The 12,971-nt window shown below is 64.6% G+C and carries 10 protein-coding genes; 3 read left to right on the forward strand and 7 right to left on the reverse strand.

Annotation, left to right across the window (positions count from 1 at the left end; genetic code table 11):
* Nucleotides 1-76 precede the first annotated feature (76 nt).
* Genes PU724_RS09085 through PU724_RS09105 form a run of 5 tightly spaced genes read right to left on the reverse strand, consistent with a single transcriptional unit; the run spans nt 77 to nt 5,330 of the window.
* Entirely contained in the window at nt 77-907 is an 831-nt protein-coding gene (locus PU724_RS09085) for a dipeptide ABC transporter ATP-binding protein (RefSeq protein WP_126056740.1), read from the reverse strand.
* Nucleotides 904-1,767 carry an ABC transporter ATP-binding protein gene (locus PU724_RS09090; RefSeq protein ID WP_127282837.1) on the reverse strand — a complete coding sequence of 288 codons (864 nt, stop codon included), beginning with the start codon at nt 1,765-1,767 and terminating at the stop codon, nt 904-906. The genes PU724_RS09085 and PU724_RS09090 overlap by 4 nt, the downstream gene beginning before the upstream one ends.
* A complete protein-coding gene (locus tag PU724_RS09095; protein WP_245478370.1) occupies nt 1,767-2,651 on the reverse strand; it encodes an ABC transporter permease subunit in 885 nt (294 codons plus the stop codon). Before PU724_RS09095 ends, PU724_RS09090 begins: the two co-directional genes overlap by 1 nt.
* Before the next feature lie 26 nt (nt 2,652-2,677).
* Entirely contained in the window at nt 2,678-3,685 is a 1,008-nt protein-coding gene (locus tag PU724_RS09100) for an ABC transporter permease subunit (protein ID WP_126056743.1), read from the reverse strand.
* A gap of 46 nt (nt 3,686-3,731) precedes the next feature.
* Complete coding sequence (locus tag PU724_RS09105) at nt 3,732-5,330, reverse strand: ABC transporter substrate-binding protein (RefSeq protein ID WP_127282839.1); 1,599 nt, start codon at nt 5,328-5,330, stop codon at nt 3,732-3,734.
* 469 nt (nt 5,331-5,799) lie between these two features.
* Here PU724_RS09105 and PU724_RS09110 point away from each other — a divergent pair, with 469 nt between their 5' ends.
* Both PU724_RS09110 and PU724_RS09115 read left to right on the forward strand, forming a co-directional pair.
* The gene (locus PU724_RS09110; RefSeq protein ID WP_354420251.1) at nt 5,800-7,848 is read left to right on the forward strand and encodes a long-chain fatty acid--CoA ligase; all 2,049 of its coding nucleotides are present in this window, start codon (nt 5,800-5,802) and stop codon (nt 7,846-7,848) included.
* Between the two features lie 8 nt (nt 7,849-7,856).
* Complete coding sequence (locus PU724_RS09115) at nt 7,857-8,564, forward strand: class I SAM-dependent methyltransferase (RefSeq protein WP_354420252.1); 708 nt, start codon at nt 7,857-7,859, stop codon at nt 8,562-8,564.
* On the opposite strand, the gene PU724_RS09120 is transcribed toward PU724_RS09115, so the two are convergent.
* Together PU724_RS09120 and pgi are read right to left on the reverse strand one after the other, a co-directional pair.
* Complete coding sequence (locus PU724_RS09120; protein ID WP_135857738.1) at nt 8,548-9,270, reverse strand: HAD family hydrolase; 723 nt, start codon at nt 9,268-9,270, stop codon at nt 8,548-8,550. The genes PU724_RS09115 and PU724_RS09120 overlap by 17 nt on opposite strands.
* A gap of 5 nt (nt 9,271-9,275) precedes the next feature.
* A complete protein-coding gene (pgi, locus tag PU724_RS09125; protein ID WP_354420253.1) occupies nt 9,276-10,919 on the reverse strand; it encodes a glucose-6-phosphate isomerase in 1,644 nt (547 codons plus the stop codon).
* 394 nt (nt 10,920-11,313) lie between these two features.
* On the opposite strand from pgi, the gene pdxR reads away from it, so the two are divergent.
* Complete coding sequence (pdxR, locus tag PU724_RS09130) at nt 11,314-12,807, forward strand: MocR-like pyridoxine biosynthesis transcription factor PdxR (protein WP_127309567.1); 1,494 nt, start codon at nt 11,314-11,316, stop codon at nt 12,805-12,807.
* The last annotated feature ends 164 nt before the right edge of the window (nt 12,808-12,971 follow it).

The following is a 12,971-nucleotide window of genomic DNA, read 5'->3' on the forward strand; positions in this document are numbered from 1 at the left end:
TACCTCCGCGTCGTCATCCATGGGCGGAGCAAGGAGCGAAGCGACGCGGCGCAGACCGAGGATGACGAAGGGACGTCTACGCCGCCTTCTTCTTGGCCAGCCTTGCCTTGATCGAACTGACGTCGGCGCGCGGCGTCGCGGCGAACAGGGTCTTGGTGTAGCTGTGCTTGGGGTCTGCAAAGACCTCGTCGCGCGGGCCGTATTCGACCGCTTCGCCGAAATACATCACCATGACGTCGTCGGCGATGTAGCGCACCACCGAAAGGTCGTGGCTGATGAAGACGTAGGTGAGCTGGAACTCGTCCTGCAGGTCGGCGAGCAGATTGAGCACCTGCGCCTGCACCGAAAGGTCGAGCGCCGAGACCGGTTCGTCCAGCACCAGCAGGCTCGGATTCAGCATCAGCGCGCGGGCAATGGCGATGCGCTGGCGCTGGCCGCCGGAGAACATGTGCGGATAGCGGTTGTAGTGCTCGGGTCCGAGACCGACCTTCTTCAGCATCTTCATGGCCAGGTCGCGGCGTTCCTCGGCCGGCTTGTCGGTGTTGATCAGCAGCGGCTCGCCTAGCACGTCCCCGATCTTCTGGCGCGGGTTGAGGGAGCCATACGGATTCTGGAAGACGATCTGCACCTTGCGGCGCATCTCCTTCGACAAACCGTCCCTGGCGATATCGACCTTGTTGCCGTCGATGAACAATTCGCCCGATGTCGCCGGATCGATCAGCGTGATGATACGGGCGAGCGTGGACTTGCCGCAGCCGCTTTCGCCGACGATGGCAAGCGTCTTGCCCTTGTCGACGCTGAAGGAGACGCCCTTGACCGCATGCACCGTGCGCGCGCCGCGGAACAGGCCGCCACCGACATGGTAGTCGCGCACGATGTTCTTGCCTTCGACGACCCTGGTGCTCATGAGGCGGCTCCGGTACTTGCCCCCTGGGGCGCCGGTTCGAACAGCATGTCGGAGACGGTCGGCAAGCGGTCGCCGACGGCGTTCTCGGGCAGCGCCGAGAGCAGCGCGCGCGTGTAGTTGCTCTTCGGGCTCTCGAACAGCGACAGCACGTCGGCCTCTTCCATCTTGCGGCCCTTGTACTGGACAATGACGCGGTCGGCGGTCTCGGCCACCACGCCCATATTGTGGGTGATCATGATCAGGCCCATGCCATATTTGGCCTGCAGCGAGACCAGCAGGTCGAGGATCTGCTTCTGGATGGTGACGTCGAGCGCCGTGGTCGGCTCGTCAGCGATCAAGAGCTTCGGATTGCAGGCAATGGCAATCGCGATCATGACGCGCTGGCACTGGCCGCCCGACATCTGGTGCGGGAAGGAGTTCAGCCGCTCCGCCGGCTCGGGAATGCCGACCTGCTTCAGCAGTTCGATGGCACGCGCCCGGCGCTGCGCCCGGTCCATGCCCATATGGAAGCGCAGCACTTCCTCGATCTGGAAACCGATGGTGAAGCACGGATTGAGGCTGGCCATCGGCTCCTGGAAGATCATCGACATGTCCTTGCCGACGATCTTGCGCCGCTCGGCAGGACTGAGCTTCAGGAGATCACGGCCGGCAAAACTCATGCGATCCGCGGTGACGGTGGCCGTCCAGGGCAGCAGCCCCATCACCGCCAGCATCGACACCGATTTGCCGGAGCCGGATTCGCCGACGATCGCCAGCACCTCGCGCTCGTCGACATGGAGCGAGACGCCGTCGACGGCGCGGAACGGGCCCGATGCGGTCTGGAACTCGACGACGAGATTCTGGATGTCGAGCAACGCCATCACGACCTCCTGAGCTTCGGATCGAGCGCGTCGCGCAGGCCGTCACCGATCAGGTTGATGGCAAGCACCGTGATCAGGATGGCCAGGCCCGGGAAGGTCACCACCCACCAGGCGCGCAGGATAAACTCGCGCGCCGAGGCGAGCATGGTGCCCCATTCGGGCGTCGGCGGCTGGGCGCCGAGGCCGAGGAAGCCGAGGGCGGCGGCTTCCAGGATGGCGTTGGAGAACGACAGCGTGCCCTGGACGATCAGCGGCGCCAGGCAGTTCGGCAGGATGGTGGCGAGCATCAGCCGGAGATGGCCCGCGCCGGCGACCTTGGCGGCCACGACATACTCCCGGCTCTTCTCGGCCATCACCGCGGCGCGCACCAGGCGGGCGAAATGCGGCTGCAGCACGAGCGAGATCGCCAGCATCGCATTGAACAGGCCGGGGCCGAGGATGGTGACCAGCACCAGTGCCAGGAGCAACGACGGGAAGGCGAGGATCAGGTCCATGACGCGCATGATCGCGACGTCGACCCAGCCACGGAAGTAGCCGGCCAGCAGGCCGAGCGTGATGCCGCCGGTGAGCGCCAAAGTCACCACCACCGCGCCGATCAGCAGCGAGAAGCGCGCGCCGTAGAGCAGGCGCGAGAGGATATCGCGGCCAACCGCATCGGTGCCGAGCAGATACTGGGCGCTGCCGCCGGCCTGCCAGGCCGGAGGCCTCAGAAACGCGGTCTTGTCCTGGACGTCGGGCGCATAGGGCGCGAGCAGCGGCGCGAAGAGCGCCGCCAGAACCAGGAGGATGAAGACGAACAGGCCGATGACGGCGCCGCGGTTCACCGAGAAATAGTGCCAGAAGGTCCTGAAGCCGGTGAGGCGGTCCGGGCTGCCGCTGGCCATCGGGGCGATTTCGGTCGACTGGCTCATCACGCGGCCCTGATGCGCGGGTTGATGACGGCATAGAGCACGTCGACGATCAGGTTCACGGCCATGACGATGAGGGCGATCAAAAGCAAGCCTGACTGCACGACGACGTAGTCGCGCTTGAAGATGGAATCGACCATCCACTTGCCGATGCCCGGCCAGGCGAAGATCGTCTCGGTGAGGATGGCGCCGGCAAGCAGCGTGCCGACCTGCAGGCCGATGGTGGTGACCACCGGGATCAGCGCGTTGCGCAAGGCATGCACGCCGATAACCCGCGCCGACGACAGGCCCTTGGCGCGCGCGGTGCGGACATAGTCCTCGCCCAGCACCTCGAGCATGGCCGAGCGCGTCTGGCGGGCGATCACCGCCAGCGGGATGGTGCCGAGCACGATCGCCGGCAGCACGAGGTGACTTAGCGCCGAGCGGAAGGCATCCCATTTGCCGTAGAGGATGCTGTCGATAGTCATGAAACCGGTGATCGGCTTGAAGAAGAACTGCAGGCCCATGCGGCCGGAGACCGGCGTCCAGCCGAGATAGCCGGAAAAGAAGATGATCAGCAACAGGCCCCACCAGAAGATCGGCATCGAATAGCCGACAAGGGCTGTGCCCATCAGCGACTGGTCGAACCACGAGCCGCGCTTGACGGCCGCGAAGATGCCGGCCGGGATGCCGAGCACCATGGCGAAGATCATGGCGAAGAACGACAGTTCCAGCGTTGCCGGGAAGAGCGTCTTGAACTCCTCGATAACCGGCCGCTTGGACGAGATGGAAACGCCGAAATCGCCGGTGGCGACCTCGCCGACATAGCGCGCATATTGCTGCCAGATCGGCAGATTGTAGCCGAACTGTTCCTTGAGCTCTTCGTAGCGCGCGGGCGTCACGCCATGCTCGCCGGCCATGGCGAGGATGGGATCGCCGGGCAGCAGCCTGACGAAGGCGAAGGCACAGATGGTGATGCCGACCAGCGTCGGGATCAGAAGTGCGATTTTGTTGAGAAGATATCGGAGCATCTTGAAAAAAGGGGCGGCGCCGAACGGCGCCGCCCGCTCTAGAGTTCTATTCGGCCTTGTCGGTGCCGTCGAAGCGGTGGATGCCGAGCGGGTCCATCATGAAGCCGCTGACATTCTTGCGCACGACCGCATAGACCTGGCTGTGCGCCAGAAGGAAGGCCGGGGCCTGCTTCTGGAAGACAACCTGCGCCTGCTCGTAGAGCTTGGTGCGCTCGGCCAGGTCGCTGGTCTTCTTGGCCTTCTGGATCAGGTCCTCGAAGTCCTTGTCGCACCAGCTGGAGTAGTTCGACACGCCAATCGCCGAGCAGGCGAAGAGGGTGGCGAAGAAGTTGTCCGGATCGCCATTGTCACCGGTCCAGCCGATCTGGAAGGCGCCGGGGCGTTCCTTCTTCTTGCCTTCCTCGCGGTACTTGGTCCACTCGTAGTTGACGATCTCGGCCTTGACGCCGACCTTGGCCCAATCGGCCTGGATCAGCTCGGCGGCGCGCTGGAAGTTCGGGTTGTACGGGCGAACGCGGTCGGAGGCCCAGAGCTGGATTTCCTTCAGCCCGGCGTCGGCCAGCACCTTCTTGGCGGCTTCCGGATCATAGGAATCGAACTTCACGTCCTTGTTCCACGACCACATGGTCGGCGGGATCAGGTTCTGGGCAGCCGTGGCGCCGGCATCCTGGAACAGCGACTTGATCAGCGCTTCCCGGTCGATCGCCTGGTTGAGCGCGTGGCGAACCTCGGGCTTGTCCAGCGGCGGGATCGTCGTGTTGTAGCTCATGTAGCCGATGTTCAGGCCGGCCTGGTCGAGCAGGGTGACGTCCTGGTTGGCCTTGATCGTGCCGATGTCGGCGGGGTTCGGATAGGGCGCGACGTCGCATTCGCCGGCCAGCACCTTCTGGATGCGCGCGGTGGCATCGGGCGTGATGGCGAAGACGAGATCGTCGATCTTTTCCTTGCCCTTGAAGTAATCCGGGTTGGCCGCGTAGCGGATGACCGAATCCAGCTGGTAGTCGACGAACTGGAACGGACCGGTGCCGATCGGCTTGGTCGAGAAGTCGGCCATCTTGCCGTCCTTCGCGAGCTGGTCGGCATATTCCTTCGACACGATCGAGGCGAAATCCATGCCGAGATTGGCCAGCATCGGCGCGTTCGGCTCGGTCAACGTCAGCTTGACGGTCAGGTCATCGACCTTTTCCCACTTGGCGACGTATTTCGGCATGTCCATGCCGGTGTAGTAGTCCCAGGTCAGGTTCGGCAGATACTTCTCGCCGTTCCAGGGGTTTTCCTTGTTGAACTGGCGATCGAAGGAGAAGACGACGTCGTCGGCGTTGAGGTCGCGGGTCGGCTTGAAATAGTCAGTGGTCTGGAACTTCACGCCCGGATGCAGGTGGAAAGTATAGACCAGGCCGTCGTCCGAGATTTCCCACTTGTCGGCGAGGCCGGGCTCGATCTCGGTGCCGCCATGCTTGAATTCGACAAGGCGCGAATAGACCGTGCGCGAAGAAGCGTCGAAATCGTTACCGCCCGTCGTCGTACCCGGGTCGAAATTGGCCGGCGATGCTTCCGAGCAATAGACCAGCGTCTTGGCGTTGGCCACGCCACTGAGGACGCTTGCAGCCAGCAACGCGGCTGCAAAAGTCAGTTTCTTTTTCATTGAGCACTCCCTGATGTTCTGCCAAGCCCCTCTAGCAGGCTCGCGAAGCGCGCATATAAGCACCGTTTTTCTGGCTTTGGAACACCCCGTTTGCGTACCCCATGGGAAGCAGGAAAAGAATCCGAAATCTCCTAAAATGCCGAAGGAAATTAGCATAATTTTTCGCTCACGTTAATGTTAACGATCGCATTTTTTTATTGATCGGCGCCTTCGCGAAATCGGCGCGGCGCAGCTTCCTTCGCGCGGCCCGCCACTCGGCAAGATGCGTTCCGGGCGCGGGAGGACGGAAGGATTTCGACGGCAAATCTTTGGGCTTCTGCCGCAAGGGCAAGACTTGCACGGCCAAGGATAGTCGCAATACATAGACGGCACGCTGGATTTCTTGAGGAATCCGCAACCATTGCGGCGGAGGACGCTTCTGTCATTCAGAGGCGGCGCGGCACGAGTGAACGACGACGGGAGGGACAGGGTGGCGAAGGCAGCGAAAACCACGGCTCCGGCCAAGACGAAGGCCGCTTCAAAGCCGGCCGCCGGGTCCGGCAAGACGGCGCCTGCGGCCAAGGCAACGGCCAAGTCGAAGGCGGCCACCCCCGTGAAGCCCGCCGCAAAAGCCCCGGCCAAGGCCGCACCGGGAAAGGCCGCCAAGCCTGCCTCGAGGAAAACTCCCGTCGCGACGAAAACTCCAGCCGCGGCCAAGCCGGTGCCGGCCAAATCCGCTGCGAAAAGGCCCGCTGCCGCAAAGCCTGCCGCGAAGGCAGTTGCGACAAAGGCGGTCCCGCCAAAGCCGGCCGTGAAACCGGCGCCGGCCAAGAGGTTGCCGAAGGCGCTGACGGAACTTGCCGCCGGCCTGCCGGAAAAGCCGTGGCTGTCGAGCTACTCGAAGAACATGCCAGCCGAGATCGGGCCCTTGCCCTACGGCTCGATCGGCGACTTCCTGGTCGGCGCCTGCAAGCAGTTTGCCGGCCAGCCGGCCTTCGTCTGCATGGGCAAGGCCATCACCTATGCCGAGCTCGAGCAGCAGTCGGCCGCCTTCGGCGCCTATCTGCAGTCGAAGGGCCTGCAGAAGGGGGCGCGCGTGGCGCTGATGATGCCCAACGTGCTGCAATACCCGGTGGCGATGATGGCGGTGCTTCGCGCCGGCTTCACCGTGGTCAACGTCAACCCGCTCTATACGCCGCGCGAGCTCGAGCATCAGCTGAAGGATTCCGGCGCGCAGGCGATCGTCATCCTCGAGAATTTCGCCAACACGCTGCAGGCGGTGATCGCCAAGACCTCGGTCAAGCACGTCGTCGTCGCCGCGATGGGCGACATGCTCGGCGGCCTCAAGGGGACGCTCGTCAACTTCGTCGTGCGCCGGGTGAAGAAGCTGGTGCCGGCCTGGTCGCTGCCGGGCCACGTCAAGTTCAACGCCGCCCTGAAGGCCGGCGCCGGCCTCGCCTTCAAGCCTGCCAGCGTCAGCGCCGACGACATCGCCTTCCTGCAATATACCGGCGGCACCACCGGGATCTCGAAGGGCGCGATCCTCTTGCATTCCAATGTGCTTGCCAATGTCGCGCAGAACGCGCTCTGGCTGCAGGACGCCTATGCGGTGAAGCCGAAGCCGGCGCATCCCAATTTCATCTGCGCGCTGCCGCTCTACCATATCTTCGCGCTGACGGTGAACGCGCTGATGGGCATGCAGCAGGGCGCGCAGAACGTACTCATCCCCAATCCGCGCGACATTCCAGGCTTCGTCAAGGAGCTGGAGAAATACCCGGTCCATATCTTCCCGGGCCTCAACACGCTGTTCAACGCGCTGCTCAACAATGAGGATTTCCGCAAGCTCGATTTCAAGCCGCTGATCCTGACGCTGGGCGGCGGCATGGCGGTGCAGAAGGGTGTGGCCGAGCGCTGGAAGGCGCTGACCGGCTGTCCGGTCACCGAAGGCTACGGGCTTTCGGAAACCTCGCCGGTGGCGACCGCCAACAAATTCAGCGGCGGCGACTTCACCGGCACGATCGGCCTGCCGCTGCCGTCGACCGAGATCGCCATCCGCGACGACGACGGCAACAATGTGCCGCTCGGCGAAGTCGGCGAAATCTGCATCCGCGGGCCGCAGGTGATGGCGGGCTACTGGAACCGGCCGGACGAGACCGCCAAGGTGATGACCAAGGACGGGTACTTCAAGTCCGGCGACATGGGCTTCATGGACGAGCGCGGCTACACCAAGATCGTCGACCGCAAGAAGGACATGATCCTGGTCTCCGGCTTCAACGTCTATCCGAACGAGCTGGAAGAGGTCGTTGCCCAGCATCCGGGCGTGCTCGAAGTGGCGGCGATCGGCGTGCCGGACGAGCATTCGGGCGAAGTGCCGAAGCTGTTCGTGGTCAGGAAGGATCCGGCGCTGACGCTCGAGACGCTGACCGCCTATTGCCGCGAGAACCTGACCGGCTACAAGCGGCCCAAATACATCGAGTTCCGCACCGAATTGCCGAAGACGCCGGTGGGCAAGATCCTGCGGCGGGCGCTGCGGGGATAAGCACGAGCTTGAACGATCATCCTGCCGGCAAGGCGGCGCCTACCCGTCCCGATCCGGCGGGGTTCATCAAGGCGAACATGCGCCTTGCGGCTGTCGCCGCGCTTCCGGAAATCCAGATCTTCAGCGCCCATCCCGGCAGCGGGCTGCGGCGGCTCGTCGATCCTGACGACGAAGACGCTGCCGCGCCAGAGCCGCAGCCGCCCTATTGGGCCTATGCCTGGGCCGGCGGCACCGTCCTTGCCCGCTATATTCTCGACCGGCCGCAAACGGTTGCGGGGCGCCGTGTGCTCGATCTTGGCGCCGGCTCGGGCCTGGTCGGCATCGCCGCGGCAAAGGCCGGAGCGCGCGCGGTCATCGCCGCCGAGATCGACCGCAACGGCATCGTCGCGCTCGGCCTCAACGCGGCGGCGAACGGCGTCGCCATCACGGTGATCGGCGAAGACGTCACCGCCGGGCCGCCACCGGCGGTCGACCTGGTGCTGGCCGGCGACGTGTTCTACGGGCATGAGGTGGCGAGGCGCGTGATCCCCTTCTTCGACCGCTGCCTTGCCGCCGGCATCGAGGTGCTGGTCGGCGATCCGCGCCGCACCGACCTGCCGCTCACGCGGCTCAAACTGCTTGCCGAATATAAGGTGCCGGATTTCGGCGATGCCAAAGGCACGGCGTCGAGCCCGAGCGGGGTCTTCTCGTTCGAGACGGTCAGATCGTCTCCTTGACCCGCGCGGCGAGGAAATCCGGCAGGTCGGCAACCGAGTTGAGCACCACATCGGCGATCGCCGACAGCGATTCACGCGTGCCTGTGCCGGAGAGCACGCCGACCGCCAGCCCGCAGCCGCCGGCCCGCGCCATTTCGAGATCGTGGCGATTGTCGCCGACCATGGCGATCTCGGCAGGTTTCAGCCCGGTCAGGTCGGAGAAGGCGAGGATGGTGTCCGGCGCCGGCTTCGGCCTGGCCACCGAATCATAGCCATAGGCGGCGTCGAAAAGCTGCGCCACGCCGAGCGTCACCAGCGTCTTTTCCGCGCCGCTGGTCGAATCGTTGGTGGCGACGCCAAGCCGGTAGGATCGCCTATGCAGGACGGCCAGCGTCTCGACGATGCCCGGCAGCGCCACCGCCATGCTGGAGCCCTGCACCGAGGTGATCTCGTTGAAACGGGCCACGGCAAGCATCTGGTCGTCCTCGGAGAGGCGCGGGAACCAGAGTTCGACGACATCCATGTTGGTGCCGGAGGCAAAGATCGAATCGGGCTTGAAGCGCTTGCTGAGGAAATCGAAGCCGGCTGCCGCGAGCAGCCTGTCTGCCTTCCAGCGGTCGCCCTCGGCGGCATCCATGGCCATGAAGTCGGCAATGCCGAGCCATGTCGCGTTGAAATCGACAAGCGTTCCGTCCTTGTCGAACAATATGCCTTTGATCTCCGCCAAGCCTGTCACTCCGATCCGCGCAATCGGTGAATGTGTCCCACCAGACCAGCAGTCGAGGCATCCCGCTTTGCGGCATTCTCCTTGCCTTCCACGACAGGCAGCAGGCCGGTTGCCAGTTCCTTGCCGAGTTCGACGCCCCACTGATCGAAGGAATTGATGTTGAACAGCGTGCCCTCGACGAAGACGCGATGCTCGTAGAGCGCGACCAGGCGGCCGAAGGTGCGCGGATCGAGCTTGCGATAGAGAATGGTCACAGACGGGCGGTCGCCGGAGAAGACGCGGTGCGGGGCGATCCTGTCGACGTCGGCCGGCTTCATGCCCTTGGCCAGCATCTGCGCGCGCGCCTCCTCCAGCGTGCGGCCCTTCATGAAGGCCTCCGACTGCGCCAGGCAGTTGGCGAGCAGGAGATCGTGGTGATGCTTCAGCTCCGGCTCGTGGCCGACAGCGGCCGCGATGAATTCGACCGGAATGAAGTCCGTACCCTGGTGCAGCAACTGGAAGAAGGCGTGCTGACCGTTGGTGCCGGGCTCGCCCCAGACCAGCGGGCCGGTCGGCGTGGCGACCGCGCCGCCATCCAGCGTCACGCTCTTGCCGTTCGATTCCATGTCGAGCTGTTGCAGATAGGCCGGCAGCCTGGAGAGCCGCTGGTCGTAAGGGATCACGGCGCGGGCCGGATATCGGCAGACGACCCGGTGCCACCAGCCGATCAGCCCCAGCAGCGCCGGCAGGTTCTTCTGCAGGGGTGCTGAGCGGAAGTGCTCGTCCATCTCGTACGCGCCGTCGAGGACGGCGCGGAAATTGCGCGGGCCGATGGCGATCATCACCGGCAGGCCGATCGCGCTCCAGACCGAATAGCGGCCGCCGACCCAGTCCCAGAAGCCGAACACGCGATCGGACGCGATGCCGAACTTCGCCACCAGGTCGAGCGCGGTCGAGACGGCGGCGAAATGCTTGCCGACGGCTTCCTTGCCCAGCGCCTTCTCCACCCATCGGCGCGCCGTCTCGGCATTGGTCATCGTCTCGACCGTGGTGAAGGTCTTGGAGGCGACGATGAACAAAGTGGTTTCGGCCGACAGGTCCTTCAGCGTGTCGTGGATGTGGGCGCCGTCGATGTTGGAGACATAGTGCGCGCGCGGGCCGTCATGATAGGGCGCCAGCGCCAGCGTCGCCATCACCGGGCCGAGGTCGGAGCCGCCAATGCCGATGTTGACGATGTCGGTGATCTTCTTGCCGGTGGCGCCGGCCGCCTTGCCGGAGCGGATGGCATCGGCGAAGGCGCCCATGGCGTCGAGAACGGCGAGAACCTCGGCCTTGGTATCCTGGCCATCGACCACGACGCCCTTGCCGGTCAGGTTGCGAAGCGCCGTGTGGAGCACGGCGCGGCCTTCGGTGATATTGATCTTCTTGCCTTCGAACATGGCGGCGCGCCGACCCGCCAGATCGGCGGCTCCGGCGAGCTTCTCCAGCATCGCCATCGTGTCGGCGTCGACCGCGCATTTCGACCAGTCAAGCAGGAGATCGCCGTCGGTGGCGGAAAACGTCGCGAAGCGTTTGGGATCAGCTGCGAAAGCTTCGCGCATCGTGCCTTTGGCCGCCGCGCGATGTTCGCGCAAGGCGGCGACTTGCTTGTCGAAGGATGATTGATCCAATGCGGGCTCCTGGCGGGTTTTTGAACCTATCTTAACAGGCCGGATGTTTCCGGCGCATGTCGTCGCGACATTCTATCGAGCCGATTCCATTTCATTCAAGGGCGGCATTGCCGCACTGCATCACGCTTTGATGACGGACTGCATCACGCTTTTATGATGCCTTGCATTACCCGGCGACGGAGGATGCGACGACGCTGCGCGTCGCTCAACAACCGGCAGGCCGCGACGCAGGCGACGACGCTGCGCGTCGCGCAATGGATCACATTCGTGACCAATGGATCACTGGCATAAATCCCAGCGATCAGAAAAATTGATTGGCGCAACCCCTTGTGCCACCCCTACACTCGACTGGTCCAGCCAAACACAAAAAGCTGGCCATCGAGGAAACTCTTCCATGCCACAGCGCAACGACACGGCCATATGGTCCGGCCTGTTCCGGATTTCGGCTGAATCCGGCCAGACCCTGCAGGCGCAGATCCGCCAGGCGATCGTCGCCGCCATTCTGGACCGGCAGATCGCCGCTTCCATGCCGCTTCCTTCCTGCCGCATCCTGGCCGAAAAGCTGGGCGTCGCCCGCGGCACCGTGGTGCTCGCCTTCCAGCAGCTCGTCGACCAGGGCTTTCTGGTGGCGCGCGAGCGGCGCGGCCATTTCGTCAATCCGGACGTGCTGGCCACCCCCGCCAAGCCGCACCAGAAGGCGCCCGACCAGCAGAACGAGATCGACTGGAAGGCGCGCCGGCAGATCGCCGCCAGCGACATGCCGCCGCCGGCCAAGCACGACAACTGGATCAAGTCGTCCTACCCATTCGTCTATGGCCAGTTCGATCCGGCGCTGTTCCCGACGGCCGAATGGCGCGAATGCAACCGCATGGCGCTCGCCGTGCTGGAGATCCGCAACTGGGCATCCGACATGGTCGACCGCGACGATCCGCTCTTGATCGAGCAGATCCAGGCGCGGCTCTTGCCGCGGCGTGGCATCTTCGCCAATCCGGACGAGATCATCGTCACGCTCGGCGCGCAGAACGCGCTTTACATGCTCGCCTCGCTGCTGATGACCAAGGGCTCGAAGGTGGCGATGGAGGATCCTGGCTATCCCGACGCGCGCTCGATCTTCCGGCTTGCGGGCGCCGACATCCAACCGGTTCCGGTCGACCAGTCCGGTATCGTGACCTCTTCGATCCCGCAGGATTCCGGCTTCGTCTTCGTCACGCCCAGCCACCATTGCCCGACTATGGTGCCGTTGTCGGCCGAGCGCCGGCAGGACCTCCTGGCGCGGGCCAACCGCCACAACCAGATCATCATCGAGGACGGCTATGACAGCCAGTTGCTGGACGAGGCGCCGCAGCAGGCGCTGAAGAGCCTCGATCGCTCAGGCCGCGTCATCTATGTCGGCTCGATGTCGAAGACCCTGGCGCCGGGCCTCAGGCTTGGCTACATCGTCGCCTCGGCCGGGCTGATCGCCGAGTTGCGCGCGCTGCGCCGCTTCATGCTCAGGCACCCGCCGGCCAACAACCAGCGGGCGGTGGCGCTGTTCCTGTCGCTCGGCCATCACGAGGCGCTGGTGCGGCGCCTGTCCAGCGCCTTCGACGAGCGGCGCAAGCGTCTGGTCCATGCGATTTCCGCTTTCCTGCCCGAGTGGCGCTCGACCGACTCGGCCGGCGGCACATCGCTCTGGCTCGAGGGGCCGCGCGGCACCGACTCGCGGGGCCTCGCCGAAGCGGCCGCCTCGCGCAGCGTCATCATCGAACCCGGCGACCGCTTCTTCGACCGCACCGAAAAACCGTCGCGTTTCATGCGCTTGGGCATTTCCTCGATCGCGCTGCAACACATCGAGCCCGGCATTCGGGAACTCGCCACCGCGGCCGGCCGCAGACCCGCGGCCGCCTGATCATCAACTGACGCTGAATCCCCAAAGAGAGCCGGCCTTCGCCGGCTCTCTTTGCTTTAGCGCTCTGGCATATTCGACGGAGCTGGCTGGCTCATAGGCTGTGCCAATGCCGGCGGCATAGTCGAGCCATAAGGGGACGAAGCAGGGCCGATGGTGGACCAACC

This window comes from Mesorhizobium abyssinicae (genome assembly GCF_049887195.1).
In the GTDB taxonomy this organism is placed as follows: domain Bacteria; phylum Pseudomonadota; class Alphaproteobacteria; order Rhizobiales; family Rhizobiaceae; genus Mesorhizobium; species Mesorhizobium abyssinicae.

What these genes read in the sequence shown, in the direction of transcription:
- PU724_RS09090 (WP_127282837.1), bottom strand. Translation starts at nt 1,767, where the DNA reads ATGGCGTTGCTCGACATCCAGAATCTCGTCGTCGAGTTCCAGACCGCA.
- PU724_RS09095 (WP_245478370.1), bottom strand. Translation starts at nt 2,651, where the DNA reads ATGGCCAGCGGCAGCCCGGACCGCCTCACCGGCTTCAGGACCTTCTGG.
- PU724_RS09100 (WP_126056743.1), bottom strand. Translation starts at nt 3,685, where the DNA reads ATGCTCCGATATCTTCTCAACAAAATCGCACTTCTGATCCCGACGCTG.
- PU724_RS09105 (WP_127282839.1), bottom strand. Translation starts at nt 5,330, where the DNA reads ATGAAAAAGAAACTGACTTTTGCAGCCGCGTTGCTGGCTGCAAGCGTC.
- pdxR (WP_127309567.1), top strand. Translation starts at nt 11,314, where the DNA reads ATGCCACAGCGCAACGACACGGCCATATGGTCCGGCCTGTTCCGGATT.
- PU724_RS09085 (WP_126056740.1), bottom strand. Translation starts at nt 907, where the DNA reads ATGAGCACCAGGGTCGTCGAAGGCAAGAACATCGTGCGCGACTACCAT.